The sequence below is a fragment of the Psychrobacter sp. Ps2 genome (assembly GCF_022129405.1).
In the GTDB taxonomy this organism is placed as follows: domain Bacteria; phylum Pseudomonadota; class Gammaproteobacteria; order Pseudomonadales; family Moraxellaceae; genus Psychrobacter.
On sequence record NZ_JADQAM010000058.1, the window covers coordinates 57,833 to 76,310 of the forward strand.

General features: G+C 40.2%; 13 protein-coding genes. 5 read left to right on the forward strand and 8 right to left on the reverse strand.

Annotated features, from left to right (window positions below; all coding sequences use genetic code 11):
• The first annotated feature begins 247 nt into the window (after window positions 1-247).
• Complete coding sequence (locus tag I3254_RS09620) at window positions 248-3,001, forward strand: hybrid sensor histidine kinase/response regulator (protein ID WP_238052707.1); 2,754 nt, start codon at window positions 248-250, stop codon at window positions 2,999-3,001.
• A 105-nt stretch (window positions 3,002-3,106) separates the two neighbouring features.
• Here I3254_RS09620 and I3254_RS09625 read toward each other — a convergent pair whose 3' ends face one another.
• The 8 genes from I3254_RS09625 to rpmH form a co-directional block, all read right to left on the reverse strand.
• Entirely contained in the window at window positions 3,107-3,781 is a 675-nt protein-coding gene (locus I3254_RS09625; RefSeq protein WP_238052708.1) for a riboflavin synthase, read from the reverse strand.
• A gap of 431 nt (window positions 3,782-4,212) precedes the next feature.
• Window positions 4,213-5,268 carry a bifunctional diaminohydroxyphosphoribosylaminopyrimidine deaminase/5-amino-6-(5-phosphoribosylamino)uracil reductase RibD gene (gene ribD / locus I3254_RS09630; RefSeq protein ID WP_238052709.1) on the reverse strand — a complete coding sequence of 352 codons (1,056 nt, stop codon included), beginning with the start codon at window positions 5,266-5,268 and terminating at the stop codon, window positions 4,213-4,215.
• Window positions 5,269-5,394: 126 nt separating this feature from the next.
• Window positions 5,395-5,853 (reverse strand): transcriptional regulator NrdR, encoded by a 459-nt coding sequence (gene nrdR, locus I3254_RS09635; RefSeq protein WP_057762240.1) that lies wholly within the window; start codon window positions 5,851-5,853, stop codon window positions 5,395-5,397.
• An 87-nt stretch (window positions 5,854-5,940) separates the two neighbouring features.
• Entirely contained in the window at window positions 5,941-7,320 is a 1,380-nt protein-coding gene (gene mnmE, locus I3254_RS09640) for a tRNA uridine-5-carboxymethylaminomethyl(34) synthesis GTPase MnmE (RefSeq protein ID WP_238052769.1), read from the reverse strand.
• Between the two features lie 289 nt (window positions 7,321-7,609).
• A complete protein-coding gene (yidC, locus tag I3254_RS09645; RefSeq protein ID WP_160021025.1) occupies window positions 7,610-9,292 on the reverse strand; it encodes a membrane protein insertase YidC in 1,683 nt (560 codons plus the stop codon).
• A gap of 215 nt (window positions 9,293-9,507) precedes the next feature.
• Complete coding sequence (gene yidD / locus I3254_RS09650) at window positions 9,508-9,888, reverse strand: membrane protein insertion efficiency factor YidD (protein WP_238052710.1); 381 nt, start codon at window positions 9,886-9,888, stop codon at window positions 9,508-9,510.
• Window position 9,889: 1 nt separating this feature from the next.
• Complete coding sequence (gene rnpA, locus I3254_RS09655) at window positions 9,890-10,261, reverse strand: ribonuclease P protein component (RefSeq protein WP_179798535.1); 372 nt, start codon at window positions 10,259-10,261, stop codon at window positions 9,890-9,892.
• 179 nt (window positions 10,262-10,440) lie between these two features.
• A complete protein-coding gene (gene rpmH, locus I3254_RS09660) occupies window positions 10,441-10,575 on the reverse strand; it encodes a 50S ribosomal protein L34 (protein ID WP_007394757.1) in 135 nt (44 codons plus the stop codon).
• A 590-nt stretch (window positions 10,576-11,165) separates the two neighbouring features.
• Here rpmH and dnaA point away from each other — a divergent pair.
• From dnaA to gyrB, 4 genes are all read left to right on the forward strand, one after another.
• The gene (gene dnaA, locus I3254_RS09665) at window positions 11,166-12,605 is read left to right on the forward strand and encodes a chromosomal replication initiator protein DnaA (protein ID WP_102094841.1); all 1,440 of its coding nucleotides are present in this window, start codon (window positions 11,166-11,168) and stop codon (window positions 12,603-12,605) included.
• 160 nt (window positions 12,606-12,765) lie between these two features.
• Complete coding sequence (gene dnaN / locus I3254_RS09670) at window positions 12,766-13,941, forward strand: DNA polymerase III subunit beta (RefSeq protein ID WP_160021028.1); 1,176 nt, start codon at window positions 12,766-12,768, stop codon at window positions 13,939-13,941.
• Window positions 13,942-14,079: 138 nt separating this feature from the next.
• On the forward strand, window positions 14,080-15,291 hold the full coding sequence (gene recF / locus I3254_RS09675) for a DNA replication and repair protein RecF (protein WP_238052711.1): 1,212 nt from the start codon (window positions 14,080-14,082) through the stop codon (window positions 15,289-15,291).
• 511 nt (window positions 15,292-15,802) lie between these two features.
• Entirely contained in the window at window positions 15,803-18,418 is a 2,616-nt protein-coding gene (gene gyrB / locus I3254_RS09680) for a DNA topoisomerase (ATP-hydrolyzing) subunit B (protein WP_238052712.1), read from the forward strand.
• The last annotated feature ends 60 nt before the right edge of the window (window positions 18,419-18,478 follow it).

The window sequence follows — 18,478 nt, forward strand, 5'->3', positions numbered from 1 at the left end:
ATGATAACCAATGACATTATTTGCCTTTATAATATCAAGGACATCGAACGTTCTATTTATATTTTTTACAAAACAATTTGGCGTTAATAACCACTCTCTGTAAACAGTAAGCCGTTATTCTGCTATAAATAGAAGGTAACACTAAAAATTTTAGACAATTCAACTGTCGTATAATTCACCTACTATATGTAGAAACTTCGTTTTTATTTCACTATATTCTTTCGTGTCGAGATAGGGCCACGCTTTCATGCAACAGTTTCAGTCCTTACAGCGCTTATTGATTTTTTATGCCTTGTCTCTCACGGTTATGTTACTGCTGTACTATGTCACAATGTTTGATGGGATGAAAAAACATAGTGAGCAACATAGCATAGATACTTTTTATGCCCTACAGCACAGTATTATTGAGCATGCAGCGCCTGTAGATAGTGAAATAAAAAGAATCTTAGAACAGCCTACTTTTGATCACCTTAGCTATCAGCTGATTTTAATGATGCCTTCTGGGCAGACCTATATCCATCATAATACTCGTCCTAATGAATCTGCTTTTTCTACCGTTGCTTTCCCTACCATCGGTACATCAGCTTCTAGCAGCAGCGACCATAGCTCTTATACCGTCAATAGCAATGAACTAACAGGAATCATTACTCTAAAAAGCGGACATCAGATTTATATCGTATTACGCCATGAACCTTTTGTTGTCGACTGGATATCTTACCGTTATTGGCTCCCTTTGATGGTCGCCATCGTACTATTTTTCATGGCATTGCTTTATATGCTTAATCGTCGTACTAACTGGGAGCAACTACTGGTTTATACCGATAATTTGAGTAGCCGCGCAAAAGAATCTTATACGCCGCCGCCGTTTCTACAAAAGAAATCTACTACCGAGTTTATGCTGTTAGGTCATGCGCTAAGTCGCGTTAGCTACCAACTACATAATGACTATCGGCGTATAAAAACATTGACTCATCGGTTAGAACGTTTGGTTGATCAGGCACCCTTACCGATGTTGATGAGTATACGACATGGTCAAATTAGCTTCTATAATCAACGCTTTGAGCAAGTATTCACTCCTCCTACTCACAGAGAGCAGAGCTATGAGCTGACTGATTTTGTTGAAGGGAAAGATGAAGCCACTCAAATACTGTTAAAAACCATCTCAAGTCTACGCGTTACTCGCACACTCATAGTTTATGGCTTGGAAAACAAACAAGCCTACCAACTACACGTAACACCATGGTTCGGTGAACATGGGCAAGTTCACGGTTTCACTGTGATTTTTAATAATGTTGATGAGATTTTCCATCAATCTGAACAACTACAGCTGCACAACCAACAACTGCAATTACAAATTGATGAATCAAACGAAGCCCAAGCATTTATAGGTCGTAAGTTAAGGTTACCACTAGAGAAGATAATTGATTCGTTGGAACCCATCGACCCTTCAACATTGACGGCTCAAGGCAAAAAAACTCTAAATACATTGATTACAACCAGTCAAAGCATGTTGACTGTGCTCAATGAGACGCTAGCAACAGAGGAAGTTGAAGTCAGAAAAACACGTCTAAGTATCGAAACGGTTGATATTTATAAGGTAAGCAAAGAGGTTAGCAATTTAGTCACAAAAGAAATAAGACAACAAGGGTTAGAATTAATTTATTTCTTTGCGCCGGACTGTCCTCGTTACATCGAAACTGATTACATTCGACTGCACCATATCCTATTAAACTTATTGAAAAACGCTATTAGTTTTACAACATCAGGCTATGTCGCGCTCACTGTTGATCGTATACCTGAAGATAAAGTAACGCGAATAAGTAATCAGGATTTAACTCCTAACAATGACACGACAGTGCCTGCGCAGACATCTTATTGGATTCGATTTAGCGTAAAAGACACTGGAGTAACTATTACTCCTGAGAGACAAAATCAATTAGTCAATATCTTGAATCAAAGCAATCATAACTTAGTTGAAGACAGTAATATTGGCTTGAGTGATGCCAATAGCTTTGCTCAGTTACTCGGCGGTTTTATCGAACTAAGTAATACGGTGGATAAAGAGACGGTATTTAGCCTCTACCTTCCTTATCCTTATGCCACTTATCAATCGGTATATCATCGTTGTTCGCAGCTGCCCCATATTCACCTTATCGCTATCATCAATCAGCCTCTAGTAGCTGAACATTTACAACGTTTGTGCGAGTACTTAACGATATCCGTGACTATCTACAGCACTTTAGAAAGAGCCACTGTACAGCAGCTAAAAAATAAATTAAAACAAGATGAGCAAACCGTTATTCCTGTCTTGTTATTAGATTATGAGTACAGCCAATCCATTACCTTACCAGCTCATGCGAGCAACAAGTATAGCGAGCAACAAGAAGTGTTAAACGACCTAGTCGCTACGCCTTCACTACCGAAGATATTACTTAGCATGAAACTTGAAAGGCATATCCCTTCTACTTTACTAGGCCAATATGATGGATTTTTGACCAAACCCTTGGACGCAAGTTTACTACTTTCTGAACTGCTACGTTTAACCTTGTTTGCAAGGAAAACGCTAAACATACTGGTCAAACATCAATACGACAGCAGTCTATCTTTTGTAGAAGATACACCTAAGAAAGAAATCTTGTCTCCACTGATTATGGTCGTAGAAGACAGTCCTACTAACCAAAAGATAGCCTGTAAGATGTTAAGTAAGCTTGGTTATCGTAGTATTGTCGCAGAAGATGGACAGCAAGCACTTGAGAAACTCAAAAGCCAACGTGAAGAGATTTCTTTGATTTTGATGGACTGCAGAATGCCCGTTATGGATGGCTTACAAGCCACACAAGTGATTCGTTCACAAGGTGATAAAATACCGATTGTGGCGCTAACTGCAAATAATACAGAAGAAGATCGCGAGGCTTGTATGCAAGTTGGTATGAACGAGTTTTTATCCAAACCCATTAGCAAGAAAGACTTAGAATCCGTTTTGCAGAGTTTTATACAATAAATCTCTAATGCAAATAAAAAATGCCCCATCGATATCACTTAATCAAAGTAATATCGATAGGGTCAAAAACTTGGTACGAGGATAATATTTCGGTAAGCTTAATTGTTATTTCATAAACCCATTATCGGCCAAAAATGCTTCTGTGATTTGGCTTTGCGGGTTTGACGCATTCATATCGCCAGATTGAGATTTATTTAATAGACGCTCTAGATAACGGGCAACGATATCTACTTCAATATTAACTTTGTTACCTACTAACCAATGCTTAGCGATATTTGTCACTTGAGCAGTATGCGGAATGATATTTAGAGAGACAATATTGTCACGCACTAAATTGGTCGTCAGACTAATACCATCTACTGTAATAGAGCCTTTGGTCGCTGTATAGTGCGCTAGCTCTTGCGGTATCTCAATCTCAATATAGATAGAACGAGCATCTTGTTGTAATTTACTAACGACCCCTACTCCATCTACATGACCAGCTACTATATGACCACCAAAACGAGTTGTCGGTAGCATGGCTTTTTCTAGATTGACGGTATGACCTGCTTTTAACCCTTCTAATGCTGTTCTAGCAATAGTTTCACGTGAGACATCAACAGAGTAGTAGTTGCTTCCGAGCTCCACCACGGTTAAACAAATACCATTTGATGCAATAGAATCGCCTAGCTTCACGTCACTGAAATCCAAGTCATCAGACTCTACTGTCAAACGTATGTCACCGCCTGTCGCCTGTATAGATTTAACTTTTCCAACGCTTTCTATAATTCCAGTAAACATATTACCCTCATCTCATTACAGTATTGCCGTTATAGGCGAATATTTTAGTTTATCAAATCATCTATCAATTCTTTATCACAACTTGTTCAAATAACTGACAGTGCAACATCGTTAGACTTGACCGTTAATAGGATAAATTGTGGATAAGTAAGGATAAATCAATAGAGGTATAGCTAGAAGTCGCTATAAATACATAGTTATCCACAACAAATAAAAATTTCACATGAAACCTATTTATTTACAAATAGACTGTTAAAGTATTGATTTGTATAAATATTTATTAAAACAATCGAGATATAAACATCTTTTGTGTTTCATGTGAAACAAAGTTATACACAGTTCCATGTGAAACACGTAAATCGACAATTGATTTATCCATATTCTAAGCTTTTTTTTATAATTTGTGGAAAACCTACTTATACGAAGAATATCTATAAAGGTAATAAGGTTAATTTGAGATCTGGACCAAGCTGCTGATAATCTTCTATATCAAACCGTAACTGCTGAGCAAGAGACATAGGGTTGAAATCAACCATTGGACGAGCTTGCTCACCAAGTAAACAAGGTGCTTGATATACGATTAACTCATCTACCAACTGTTGACTCAAAAAGCTACCTGTAACACTAGCACCTGCTTCCACCAACACATCATAGCACTGGTGCTCACTAACCAGTTTCGCCAACAACGCCGACAAATCGTCTTCATGCCAATAGATAGTATCTGGATGCCGGCATAGCTGATAATCAGACTGTAGGCTGTGCTTTAAACGCTGACGCCTATCAAGTATGACTATTTTAGGATTAGGTATTTTCTCAGGTGGCACGTCCAATTGTTCTGAGCGCACATTGAGTTGTGGGTTATCAGTTATTACAGTTTCACTACCGGTGATAATCGCGCCACTTTGTGCTCGTAGTTTTTGTACGTCTTCACGAGCAGCTGTCGAGGTAATCCACTTTGATTCACCAGATGCCATCGCTGTACGGCCGTCTAAACTGGTCGCTATTTTCAATCGTACATAGGGCATCTGAGTGCGCATAGCTTTTAGAAACCCACGGTTTAGTGCCTCTGCCTGCTCTGTCAGGACACCGACTGTTACCTCAATACCAGCTTGCTCTAATAGTTTTACACCGCGACCTGCGACCTGCGGATTAGGATCTAGACCTGCAATCACAACGCGATTTACCTTAGCAGCAACCAGCGCCAGCGCACATGGTGGTGTACGTCCCGTATGACTACATGGCTCTAATGTAACGTAAGCAGTTGCCCCTGCTGCCTGTGTACCAGCATCTTTCAGCGCAAACACTTCTGCATGTGGCTCACCAGCTTTAGGGTGAAACCCTTGACCAAAAATCTGCTCTGCCTGAACAATAATGCAGCCTACTGCAGGATTGGGTCGAGTAGTATATAAACCGCGCTTCGCTTGTTCGATAGCAAGCATCATAAAGTAGCGGTCTTGTGCATCTTGAGCATGGCTTTGAGTAGACATAAGGCTAGGCTTAATAAATGATTGAGGGTTCTATATAAGAACATAAGGTTTGAAAGCTGATTGGTAATTCTGATTAGTAATTGGGAAACACTTATCAACTAGGGATTACTTAAAAGCTTACTTCGCTTACTTCTCATTTGGACGAATATTGGCAATCTCTTGATGAAATGCATCGATATCTTGAAAGTCTCGATACACGCTAGCAAAGCGTACATAGGCGACATCATCTAAAGTTTTTAGTTCACTCATGATGATTTCACCCAAGACTTTACTACTGATTTCTCGCTCGCCCATCTGCCTAACACGCTTTTCAATACGACTAATCATCGCCTCTTGTTCATCGATAGTGATAGGACGCTTTTGTAAGGGTAGTAAAATAGAACGGCGCAGCTTTTCATTGTCGTAAGGTTCAATCTTGTTGCTTGATTTGATAATCCTTGGCATGACAACTTCTACCATCTCAAAAGTCGTAAAACGTTCTTGGCAGCTGTTACACGAACGGCGTCGACGCACTTGTGCACCTTCCGCAGCAAGACGTGAGTCAATAACCTTGGTCTCTGACGCATTACAGTACGGACAGTGCATAGCATTTCCTTATTTTACGATTGAGAATAAGAACAGTGTTTCTAAGATAGTTTGGTTTGTTGGATAATAACAAAAATCACCTGCCAATTATTTACCAATACAAAAGCTTCCGAATATCTTACCTAATAAGTCATCGGCGCTGAACTCACCTGTAATTTCACTCAAACTCTGCTGTGCCTGACGCAAACTATCAGCAACTAATTCACCCGCTTCAAATACGGTTAATTGCTCATGGGCTTCTGCCAAGAAATTAGCAGTTCGTCTAAGCGCATCGAGATGTCTGGTACGAGCGATTAAGCTATTCTCTGGTGGATGGAAGCCTACTTTCTCACATAGTGCTTCAACTAAATTATCAATACCCACACCTGTTTCACATGAAACATTAACCTGCTGATAACCTCTATTCTTGATTTCAGCTTGGGTCATAGCCGCACTTTCTTCTCTATCATTATCGCTCAATAAGTCGCTCTTATTAGCAATGATTAGTAAGCGTTTAGCTTCTGGTAACTCACCAAATAACTGTTCAGCAAGCTGTAATGGTGTACTTTCTTCTTCAACATCGCGAGTCACATCGTAGACCATCAGTAGCATATCAGCCTGCGTGATAGCAGTACGGGCACGCTCAATTCCGATACGTTCCACAGTGTCTTCTGTCTCGCGTAGGCCTGCTGTGTCGGTCAAATGTAGCGTCAAACCATTGAGTACAACGGTCTCTTGCAGCGTATCACGTGTAGTACCAGCGACATCAGTCACGATAGCACGCTCTTGTCCTGCAAGACGGTTGAGCAAGCTAGATTTACCTGCGTTTGGCCTACCTGCTAGCACGACATGGATACCATCGCGCAAAAGCTGACCTTGCTTTGCCGTTGCTAGAACTTGTTGTATCTTATCTTGTGTCTGCTCAAGTTTGCTTTGTATGACTCCATCAGACAAAAAATCAACGTCTTCTTCATCAGGGAAATCAATCGCTGCTTCAACATGCAAACGAAGATGAATCAATTGTTCTAGTAGCTGGTTAATTTTCTGTGAAAACTCACCGCTTAGAGAGCGAATTGCACTACTAGCCGCAGCGGCACTGGTTGCGTCAATCGCATCGGCAATTGCTTCTGCCTGCACCAAGTCTATCTTATCATTATCAAAAGCACGGTAAGAGAACTCTCCTGCACTCGCTTGCTTGGCACCTAGCTCAAATACGCGCGCGAGCAATTGGTTTTGTAAAATAACACCACCATGCCCTTGTAGCTCAATAACGTCCTCACCTGTGAATGAATGCGGACCTTTGAAAAACAAGACCAATCCCTCATCAATAACAGTGCCATCAGCCTGATAAAAACGACAAAAGCTGGCCATTCGCGGCGTAAAAGCAGATTTACCTGTTAGAGCACATGCCATATCGTAAGCACGGCTGCCTGATAGACGTATGACACCCACACCCCCTCGCCCGAGCGGCGTTGCAATCGCAGCAATTGTGGCTAATCCAGATGTATTAGACTTTTCAGAAGAATTAGGTACGGCTAATGCTGTCTCTAAGGAATCCACAATGACTCTCAATGTTTAAAAGCTCCATTATAGACGTCTGGACTCATACTGACAAAGCAAACTTTGAAAGGTAGATGTATCAGACATATATTCGTTTCAATATTTATAAACTGTGGATAATGTTGATAAGCTGTGGATAACATTTACTACTTATCCACCACCTATAAAAAAACCACCGCTTGCGCGATGGTTTTTGGTGTTTCTAAAAAAGAACTAATTAATCGACCACTTTTACCGTACGACGCTTCTGCTCTTCATCAACTTTCTTATTGACGATATATTGCTGAGTCATACTAAACAAGTTGTTGACTGTCCAATATAGAACCAAACCTGCTGGGAAGAACAGCATGAATGCAGTAAAGATAATCGGCAAGAACTTCATTACTTTTGCTTGCATCGGATCTGCTGGCTGCGGGTTCAACTGCTGCTGCACAAACATCGACGCACCCATTAGCAATGGTAAGATAAACCATGGGTCCATCGCTGACAGATCTTGAATCCACAAAATCCATGGTGCATGACGCAGCTCAACACTCTCTACCAATACCCAATACAAGGCTAAGAAAATCGGCATCTGCATCAAGATTGGTAAACAACCTGCCATCGGATTGACTTTTTCTTCTTTGTATATCGCCATCATTTCTTGCGACATTTTCATCCGATCATCGCCATGCTCTTCTTTGAGCACTTTAAGTCTTGGCGCAATGGCACGCATTTTAGCCATCGAGTAATAGCTCTTATTAGAGAACCACATCAAGGCAATTTTTACTAAGATAGTCAGTAAAATAATTGACCAACCCCAGTTACCAACAACCTTATGCACACCTTCCAAGATAGCAAATAATACCTTTGATATTGGCCACAGCAGACCATAATCAACTGTTTTGTTAAGGCCTACCGCAACGTCTTTTAGCTCAGACTGAACTTTTGGACCTGCATACAGTGTTGCATTTAAAGTAACTTGTTTGTTTGGTGCTACGTTCACTGGTTGACTATTGAAGCCAATAAAGTAATCACTACCTGTTTCACGTGTAAAGAATTTGCCAGTGAAGTTTTCAGGTGTCCAAGCAGATACAAAGTAATGCTGTACGATACCAACCCAGCCTTTATCGCTAGTCGTCGTCAACTCACCATCACTAAAGTCGCCAAATTTCAGCTTATTATAAGGATCATCTGGTGTACCCCAAGCGCCGCCTAGATAAGTCGCCATGCTCAGCGCGCCTTTATCAGACATACCAGGATCTTTACTATCATCACGCTTTAATTGCGCAAACATCTGACCTTGCCAAGCATTGGTAGACGCGTTTTGGATCTGATAGCTAATATCGATTGGATATTTATTTTCAGTGAATGTGAACGTTTTGGTAATCGTCACACCGTCTTTTTTGTAAGTAAGCGGCACTGACAACGTTTGCTGTCCATCTTCCATCACATAATTGTTAGCAGTATGGTTATAAGTCGCTCTACCTTCTGCTGTATCAATACCGTTCTGACCAATAAGTCCAGATTGAGCCACATACACACGGTTACTGTTGTTTTCTAACAATACGAAAGGCTTATCGCTATCGAGCGTTGCGTCATACTGCTTGAGCGCAGCATAAACAATATCACCACCTTCTGGATTGATTTTTATATCATAGCGATCAGTTGTTACCGTGATTAGACCAGCGTTTTTCGCAGGAGTCGCTGTCACAGCACTATTATCCACAGGTAATGTCTGTACCGGGATATCACCTGCTGCACCAGTAGTAGAAGGAATGTCAGCACCTACCGAACTCGTAGTTTCTGGCACCGCATCTACAGCTGGAGCATCGGCATAATCATCTCGCCATGCCAAAATCAGCAGATAAGCGGTAATTAGCATCGCAATGATGATCATCACCCGAAATATCTTTTGCATAAACCTTTCCTAGATTAAAAAATTAGGGAATGAAAAATTAGGGCATGTGTCATGACTGTCCTACACAGCTGTCCTGTCACATTGCAACTGCATCAGTAGTCATTTACATAAAATGTGCATCATTTTACTAAAAATCTGTCTTAAATGATACCAAGAGTGTGGATAACTTGTGGGTAACTTAACAGAGTATCGATCTGAGACTAAAGAGGGCGACTTCATGTTGATTTCATCAAATAATTAAGCTGTGAAACATAGCTAGTATAGTCTCGATAGACACCCAAACTCTGGAGGTTATTATTTGATACATCAGTAAAAGATATGTATTGATAGCTATAGCAAGCTAAGGGTAAGGGTACAAAGTCTATACCGTGCCCACCTAAAGGGTGACACCTGCTAAGACGTTTTAACAACAACCAACCACCCTTACGGGTGCCATGCCATGTTAAAGCTTGTTTGCCATAATTTGAGCATGTTGGATAATAGCGACAACGAGCAGGTATTATAGGACTAACTATTTTTTGATAAAAAACAATCAAATTAAAAAATACTTTATAGAAAATTTTATTTATATTTTTTATTTTTAATAAAGTATTCATTTTATTTTTTTTCTATTTTCTTAAATATATTAATTATTTGATTTTTTATTTCTTTATTATCTATATCTTTAATAGATTTTTTGACAATAAAAACAATATCTTTATTTTCCATTTTAAAAGCTTTCGTACGGAACTCTTCACGCACATATCTTTTGATCAGATTACGAGCGACAGCAGTAGGTACTTTACGCTTAGTAACAGCCATACCGACTCGCGGCTGTGCATGCTCGTTAGCACGTACAAAAGCCATTAAATGACTCTGATGAATCTTGCGCTCAGGTGCGTCAAATACCTCACGAAAGGCTGCAGGAGTAAGCAGGCGTTGCTGTTTAGTGAAACTAGCTGCAGGTGTATCTGATAGAGTATTGGACATAGTACAACCTAGTAGAATAACGATAGGAGAAATAATAACAAATTATAGAGACAAAAAAAGCGCCGATGTAGGCGCTTTTAATATATGGCTAAGTGTCAGTTGTGATGATTGACTATCGCAATCTATAAACAATAAGAACACAACAAGCACTATTAGCCATGCTTATCGCAATCTACTGATTATACAGTAAGGCGATGACGTCCTTTAGCGCGGCGACGAGCTAAGACCTGACGGCCTTTTTTAGTTGCCATACGAGCACGGAAACCGTGAGTACGTTTACGCTTGATCACGCTTGGTTGGAATGTACGTTTCATAACTCACCTATCAAAATAATGGACTAAATTCGTAATAACGGAGGATTATACCATTCAGTATAGTTTTGGTCAATAAACTAATTTGCTTTGTCCCTAAATAGGAAATACCTCATACGAACTTAGTAGAGATATTTCCTTAAAAACTTATTTCTAGTAATCAAATTTTATAGTTATATATTCTATGATTTACAAGGTTATCCACAGCTAGACTGAAATACTATAATAATAATTAATTAATATAAATATAGTATTGTTATTATTGGGACCATGATTATCTGTGGTTAAGTCCATTTTCCTTTTTATTATCAAATTACTAGACTATGGGTAAGACTGTGGATAAACTGTGGGTTAAATATGGATAACTAGTTTATAAAAGTTATACACAAAATTATCCACAGTCTTATCCACAAAAAACGAGGTTTTATCCACAGGGTATCTGTGTTAAATTAGGCGCTACTTGATATACACCTTCGTATAGGGTGCTAGTACGAACTCTTTGGTTAGTTGTTACGTGTAATATCGAGGCTTAGGTAGCAAGTTATATTGCTAAAAAATAACTATTATTTCAGATCACAAGGTCAGTACTTTTCATGATAGACACAGCAAATATTTGGGATAAATGTCTAAACGATTTGCGTTACAACGTCAAAGACAACGTGTTTACTATGTGGCTGAGACCTCTGTCAGCTCATCAAGAAGCGCAAACTTTGATTATTCTTGCTCCCAATGATTATTTTGTGACGTATATCAAGAAGAATCATCTTCAAGATATTCAGCAGTTGGTGACCAAACACAGTCAAGGTAGTATTGAAGAGGTCGTCGTACGTGTTGATAATGCTGGCCGCAATGCAGAAGATAATAGTCAATCAGGTTCTTTGTTTATAGAAGACGAGGTCTCCCCTACCCCATTCGAACATAAATTTGAATCTATTCATCATAACAACGCAAAAGCAGATATCGACGCGAACATGCGTCATAATGAGCCAGTTGAGTCTGCTGATACAAAATCATTAAGCTACCTGAACCCCGAATTTACTTTTGAAACCTTTGTTACAGGTAAGTCCAATAACTTGGCTTACAAGGCTTGTTATGAACTTGGTAAGCGCCAATCGAAAAATCGTCATAATCCTTTATTTATATACGGCCCTTCTGGATTGGGAAAAACGCATTTAATGCATTCTGTAGCTCATCGCTATTTAAAAAATAATCAAAGTTTTTATTATTTCACTTCTGAAAAATTTATAAATCAATTAGTTTATTCCTTAAGAAATAATAAAATAGAAGATTTTAAAAAGAAAATAAAAAAAGTAGATTTGTTAATTGTAGATGATATTCATGTATTGGCAGGAAAGACTAAAAGTAGTAATGAGTTTCTAACATTATTTGCAGATTTTACTAGTGGTGATAAACAACTTATTTTAGCCTCTGATCGACATCCCTCCCAAATGACAGAATTTGATGAACGATTTAGATCACGGTTTTCTTGGGGGTTAACAGTCGCTGTTGATCCTCCTGAGATTGATACTCGAGTACAAATTCTGCAGAAAAAAGCAGCCTCCTACGGTATGGTATTACCAAAGGAATGTGCGCTATTCATTGCGCAAAATGTGGTGTCTAATGTCAGACGTTTAGAAGGTGCCCTAAATCAGGTGTTTGCCAATGCTAACTTAACAGGGGCACAGATTACCCTTGAGATGGTGCAATACGCACTAAAAGACATCGTTGCGATGCGTGTGCAGGCAGTGAATATGGATAACATCCGTAAGGTAGTGGCTGAGTACTATGATGTCACGGTCAAAGATATTATGGGGCGCAAACGTACGCGTAGTATTGCAAGACCACGTCAAATAGCGATGGCTTTGTCGCGTGAATTAACAGGCGATAGCTTCCCTGAAATTGGTCAGTCGTTCGGTGGACGCGACCATACGACGGTGATGCATGCTTGTGATAAAGTAAATGAGTTGAGAGCAGCAGATCCTGCATTTGATAAGGATTATAAAACCCTAGCTCTGATGTTACAGGCAGGATAAAAGCGCTAGATATCGTTGTATTCTAGTAGATACAGATGGTTTATAATATCGAAAATATAAGTCCACAGATGCTTTGTAGATTATCGTCAGCAGACAAGGTATTATTAAGTCATTACGATAAATATTTATAAAAAAATCATTCAAATAAGAGTAATTAAGCATGCAATTATCGATCAATCGAGAATCGTTACTAAAAGCTATCAACTTGATCGCCAAAGCCGCTGATAAACGCCACAATATGGTTATATTGGGTAATATCAAGCTACAGCTATCAGAATCTGAGCTTATCTTAACAGCGTCAGATTTAGAGGTAGAGCTGACATCGACATTGAAATTGCCTGCTGGTGCTTGTGTAGAAGCAGGTACAACGACACTTCCTGCAACCAAGCTAAAAGATATTTGTAAATCGCTACCTGCACAGGCTCAAGTTAATCTAGCAACTCAAGCAAATGAGCGTTGCTTATTAACTAGTGGTAAGAGTCGTTTTACATTAGGAACATTGCCAAGCGAAGACTATCCGAGCTTGGGTAACCCTGAGAATATCACACCTCTGACTATCAGCCGTAATCGTCTGACAGATTTGATTCACAAAACGCAGTTTGCGATGGCGATTCAAGATGTACGCTATTACTTAACAGGTATGTTGTTTGACGTTTCACAGCAGCAACTGACAACGGTAGCAACAGATGGCCATAGATTGGCATTAGCCCGTAGTGTTATCAATGTAAGCGCAGATCTCAATATGCAAGCTATCTTGCCACGTAAGGCAGTGATCGAACTTGAGCGTCTAGCTTCTGAGCTTGGTAAAATGTTGGGTGATCAGGACAACGCAGTTACCCTAAGTTTTGGCCGAGAGTTTTTACAAGTAAGTTTGCCGTTTGGTGATGTAGATAGTGCAGGGCAAGTTAGCCAAGATCTAATGGTGACGTTTACCGCACGTTTAATTGATGGTAAGTTCCCTGATTATCGCCGTGTGATGCCGAGCAATACTGATAAATTGGCTTTATTCAGTCAAGAAAAAATGACAGACGTACTACGTCGTGTTGCCATCTTGAGTAATGAAAAATCTCGTGGTGTGGTCTTTAATTTTGCTAGCGATGGTATGGTCGAAGTACGTGCTAATAATGCTGAGCAAGATGAAGCAGTTGAAATGATACAAGCTAAGTATCAAGGCGAGCCGATGGAGCTGTCGTTTAACGCTGCGTATCTGCAAGATGTATTGGGCGTTATCCAAGGCGATTTACAGATGCATATGAGCCAATCGAATGCCTCTGTATTGGTCAATCAACTAAATGATGAGTTCCATCAGTATGTCATTATGCCAATGCGTATATAGTGTGTTTTTCTTTGGCAATAAACAAAACTGAATAGAAATAGTACGTTTCAAAGAGCTTTGTTTTCAGTACTAAATATTGATTTTTAATGAACTTTTGCCCGCTAAGCTAGCAGGCTTTAATGGGCGGCTATCGATACTATGATTGAACGTCTACAAATATCCCACCTTAGAAACCTTACTCAAATTAGTTTAGAGCCTACTGCTTGCAACATCATTATCGGTGCAAATGGCAGTGGTAAAACCTCGTTGCTTGAAGCTATATTCTTGTTATCAAGAGGTAAGAGCTTTCGCCATCACCAGCCTAAACGTTATATCCAGCATCATCAGAATAACACGACTGTTCATGCTAAGATCAATGATAGTCGTACTTTAGCTATTCAAAAGCAAGCAGATGCTACGACTATACTACGCCTCAATCAAACCACTGTTTACAATCAAAGTATCTTGACAGAGCAGCTACCTACGTTACTGATAGATCCATCGTCAATGGATATGTTGGAGCAGGGAAGTGCGAGCCGTCGACAGTTGCTAGATTGGTTAGTGTTTCACATGAAACAAGGGTTTCATCCACAATGGATGGCTTATCAACGCCTCCTAAAACAGCGCAATAGTTTGCTAAAAAGCACTCGTCATTTAACCCAAGTACAGCTTGCTGAGCTGAAATCATGGGATAAAGGACTGAGTAACCATGCTGCCTTAATTCATCATTATCGCGAACAAGTATTTACTGAATGGCAGCCTTATTTTGCCAAGAGTATCGTACAGCTATTGCCTTCTTACGCTGAGCAACTGAGCCTGAGCTATAACGCTGGTTATGACACCAGTGTCGCGCTAGATGTGCAGCTTAATGAGCGGTTAGAGCAGGATTTGCAATTGGGATATACCCGTATAGGCAATCATCGTGCTGATATTCATGTGTATTGGCGTTCTGATGAGTCTGTGAACGATCAAACGACAGATGCCAGAACAGCAGCTTCAGCACATAGTGTTCAAACCAAATTACCGACTTTAAAAGAGCAGGCAGCAAATGTATTGTCTCGCGGTGAAAAGAAACTGCTCATTACTGCACTGCGCCTATCGCAACTACCACTGTTGCTAAACGATAAAGAGCGCAGTGACTCACTCAATGATGATTTATCATCGAGAGCGACACCTGTTGTGCTCCTAGATGATATCACTGCAGAATTGGATGATAGAGCTATAGAAATACTGCTATCGACCCTAGCTCAACTCCCTTGCCAAGTATTTATGACCAGTCTGACAGATGATATTTTACCTTTAGTTAATGAACTTTGGTCACAACCAAATGTGTTTCACGTGAAACAAGGAAAAATCTCATTTACTAACTAATATTTAATTCTTCTGCTTATACTTTTGATGATTACCCATCTATTTTCACCTCTCATTATTCAGTACACTAGCCACTACTATTTGTCCTAACAGTTACTATGTTAAGACGACCTTTCACAGACCCTAAAACTCTCAGTAAACAGTGACTTAGAAGCAAAAAAATGTTAAAATAACCCTTTATTTTTGTCCTGTGCTCAGCAATTTATTTGATAGCATCATAGAAAAGATTTCTATTTTTCAATTATTCATAAGTGTTTGATAAATTTGTATTTTATTTATTTCAATAGTTTTAACAAAGGTTAGAAAAACAAAGACTATTACTAATAAATAATTTACTAATTTTATCTCTGTGCGGCCTTTTTTGAGGCTACCGGTGGTTAGTGGTTTAGCTGCTCATATGCACTTTAGATTATGAATAATAGACGTTAATTCTAAGATGCCACTATGTAGCGGACTTTTTATAAGTGCGCTAATCGTAAATGGCTGATTATGGCTAGATTAAGGAATGTACATGAGTGATTCATTACCTATTGACCACGAGCAATTGATAGACGACAGTGCTACTGAAGCCACCGTGCCTACTGTAGTTTCAGAAGTATTGCCTTCTGATTATAGTTCTAAAGATATTCGCGTATTGCGTGGGTTAGAGGCCGTACGTGTGCGTCCTGGTATGTATATCGGCGATACCGATGATGGCACAGGCTTGCATCATATGGTCTTTGAGGTAGTGGATAACTCTATCGATGAGGCGCTTGCTGGTCACTGTGATCAGATTGATATCGTTATTCACGAAGATGAATCTGTCAGTGTGATGGATAACGGTCGCGGTGTGCCTGTTGATATTCATCCAGAAGAGGGTGTATCAGCGGCGCAGGTTATTATGACGGTCTTGCATGCAGGTGGTAAGTTCGATGACAATAGCTATAAAGTGTCAGGTGGCTTGCACGGTGTGGGGGTATCAGTAGTTAACGCTCTGTCTCAAAAACTTGAGATGAATATCTGGCGCGAAGGCTATCACTACCATCAGACTTATACTGATGGCGTACCTGATAGCGATATCCAACAGATGGAAGCAACCGATCAGACAGGTACCCAAATCCGCTTTTATCCTAGCAGTGATGTGTTCACCGGTACAATTTTTGAGTACGATATCTTAGCAAAACGCTTACGTGAGCTGTCATTTTTGAACTCTGGTGTGCGTATTGTTTTGACTGATGAGCGTATTGATAAGCGTCATGAGTTTGAGCATAAAGGTGGCTTGCTAGAGTTTGTTAGCTATATCAATGCTGGTAAAGACGGTATCAATGAAGTATTCCATTTTACTAGTCAGCAAGACGACGGTATCAGCGTAGAAGTCGCGCTACAGTGGACAGATACGTATAACGAAAAAGTACTGTGTTTCACTAACAACATCCCGCAAAAAGATGGTGGTACTCACTTATCTGGTTTCCGTTCAGCATTGACGCGTTGTTTGAACAGTTATATGGATCGTGAAAACTTATTCAAAAAAGAAAAGGTTGCTGCAACGGGTGATGATGCTCGTGAAGGGTTGACTGCAATTGTCTCTGTGAAAGTACCAGATCCAAAATTCTCAAGTCAGACCAAAGATAAGCTAGTATCAAGCGAAGTGAAATCTGCTGTTGAATCAGCGATGCATGATAAGTTCAATGACTATCTGTTAGAGAATCCAGGTGCTGGTAAAGCCATTGCGAATAAGATTATCGATGCAGCGCGTGCACGTGATGCGGCTCGTAAAGCACGTGAAATGACACGTCGCAAGACCACTTTGGATATTGCAGGTCTGCCTGGTAAGTTAGCCGATTGCCAAGAAAAAGATCCAGTATTATCTGAACTATACATTGTGGAGGGTGACTCTGCAGGTGGCTCAGCTAAACAAGGTCGTAGTCGTAAAACACAAGCAATCTTGCCACTAAAAGGTAAGATTCTGAACGTCGAGCGTGCTCGTTTTGATAAGATGCTATCATCTGCTGAAGTGGGTAACCTGATTACTGCATTAGGTTGTGGTATTGGTCCTGATGAGTATAATCCTGACAAAGTACGCTACCACAAAATCATCATCATGACCGATGCCGACGTTGATGGATCGCATATTCGTACGTTGCTATTGACGTTCTTCTTCCGTCAAACACCTGAGTTGATCGAGCGTGGTTATGTATATATTGCTCAGCCACCGCTATACAAAGTGAAAAAAGGTCGTCAAGAGTTATACTTAAAAGATGATGAAGCGCTTAAAGCGTATCTATTATCTTCAACGATTGATAATACTAAGCTACATATCAGTGCTGATGCGCCTGCGATTACTGGTCAAGCGCTTGAGACACTGCTCAATGACTACAACCAGACACAGTTGATCAAAGCACGTTTACAGATTCGCTTCCCAGCGGTCATTTTGGACGCATTGACGCATACGCCAAAACTTAGCACTGACATGACTTATGATGAGTCTGCCATGCAGGATTGGAAAGTAGCGATGCAGACTAAGCTGGATCACTTCGGTAGCGATCTAAGCCCTGAAATTGAATTAGTTAATATCCATGCGCCGCAGCCAAAAAATATGGACGCAGCCGCAGCAGATTTATTGGGTATGACGCCAGTAGTAGGTACTGAGGAAGGCGAAGCGTCAGATAGTGAGGCTTTATCTACCAAGGCACAGTGGCTACCACGCGTCACGGTATATGTGCATCAACTAGCACACCATTATCTGTTAGATGCTAGCTTTATCAACTCGGGTGAGTATGGCAAACTGCTACGTTTATCAAGTGAATGGAATACGTTGCTTGAGAGCGATGCCTTTATCCGCCGTGAAGCGTCTACGGGGACGACTAAAGACATCCCAGTACGCGACTTCGATTACCTATGGCAACAAATGATGCTGGATGCGCGTCGTGGTTTAGCTATCCAGCGTTACAAAGGTCTAGGCGAGATGAACGCCGACCAGCTATGGGATACAACGATGGACCCTGAAAATCGTCGTATGCTACGCGTCACCATCGAAGATGCTATCGCCGCTGACCATATGTTTACTTGTCTAATGGGTGATCACGTTGAACCGCGTCGTATCTTCATTGAAGAAAATGCACTAACAGTATCGAACTTAGATATCTAAATTTGAAACTGGTTACTGACAATTTATAAAAATACCGCTTTGATATTCAAGGCGGTATTT

What these genes read in the sequence shown, in the direction of transcription:
- yidD (WP_238052710.1), bottom strand. Translation starts at nt 9,888, where the DNA reads ATGAATACTTTATTAAAAATAAAAAATATAAATAAAATTTTCTATAAA.
- I3254_RS09625 (WP_238052708.1), bottom strand. Translation starts at nt 3,781, where the DNA reads ATGTTTACTGGAATTATAGAAAGCGTTGGAAAAGTTAAATCTATACAG.
- yidC (WP_160021025.1), bottom strand. Translation starts at nt 9,292, where the DNA reads ATGCAAAAGATATTTCGGGTGATGATCATCATTGCGATGCTAATTACC.
- nrdR (WP_057762240.1), bottom strand. Translation starts at nt 5,853, where the DNA reads ATGCACTGTCCGTACTGTAATGCGTCAGAGACCAAGGTTATTGACTCA.
- rnpA (WP_179798535.1), bottom strand. Translation starts at nt 10,261, where the DNA reads ATGTCCAATACTCTATCAGATACACCTGCAGCTAGTTTCACTAAACAG.
- rpmH (WP_007394757.1), bottom strand. Translation starts at nt 10,575, where the DNA reads ATGAAACGTACATTCCAACCAAGCGTGATCAAGCGTAAACGTACTCAC.
- I3254_RS09620 (WP_238052707.1), top strand. Translation starts at nt 248, where the DNA reads ATGCAACAGTTTCAGTCCTTACAGCGCTTATTGATTTTTTATGCCTTG.
- recF (WP_238052711.1), top strand. Translation starts at nt 14,080, where the DNA reads ATGATTGAACGTCTACAAATATCCCACCTTAGAAACCTTACTCAAATT.
- gyrB (WP_238052712.1), top strand. Translation starts at nt 15,803, where the DNA reads ATGAGTGATTCATTACCTATTGACCACGAGCAATTGATAGACGACAGT.
- ribD (WP_238052709.1), bottom strand. Translation starts at nt 5,268, where the DNA reads ATGTCTACTCAAAGCCATGCTCAAGATGCACAAGACCGCTACTTTATG.
- dnaN (WP_160021028.1), top strand. Translation starts at nt 12,766, where the DNA reads ATGCAATTATCGATCAATCGAGAATCGTTACTAAAAGCTATCAACTTG.
- dnaA (WP_102094841.1), top strand. Translation starts at nt 11,166, where the DNA reads ATGATAGACACAGCAAATATTTGGGATAAATGTCTAAACGATTTGCGT.